The 507-nt window shown below is 40.2% G+C and carries 1 rRNA gene; it reads right to left on the bottom strand.

The annotated features are described in order from the left end of the window. Positions 1-377: 377 nt before the first annotated feature. Positions 378-494, bottom strand: a 5S ribosomal RNA gene (gene rrf, locus QTO06_RS25410). Positions 495-507: the final 13 nt, after the last annotated feature.

Below are 507 nucleotides of genomic sequence, written 5' to 3' on the forward strand. Positions count from 1 at the left end.
CTTGCATGTGTTAGGCCTGCCGCCAGCGTTCAATCTGAGCCATGATCAAACTCTTCAATTTAAGATTTTGTTCGGCTCAATGAATACTGAACATTACATAAGTAATGTTTGAATTGACTGTGCCAAGTCCGAAGACTTGATTGGTCACTCAGTTCATTGAAACCTAATTTGAAACCGAAGTTTCTAATTGGATTATCATCAACGAGTGCCCACACAGATTGATAGGTCTATATTGTTAAAGAACTTGGCTTTCAGTGCCTTAGCACTTAAGCGAGGTGCGTATAATACGCTTTCCACTTTGAAAGTCAACATAAAACTCTAAATTTATTTAGAACTTTATGGTGACTTGCTTATTAAATAAGCAAGTGCGAAATAAAGCCTGGCGATGTCCTACTCTCACATGGGGAAGCCCCACACTACCATCGGCGCTAATTCGTTTCACTTCTGAGTTCGGAATGGAAATCAGGTGGGTCCAAATCGCTATGGTCGCCAAGCAAATTCTTTAAT

The sequence above is a fragment of the Vibrio sp. M260121 genome, assembly GCF_036533715.1.
Lineage (GTDB): Bacteria > Pseudomonadota > Gammaproteobacteria > Enterobacterales > Vibrionaceae > Vibrio.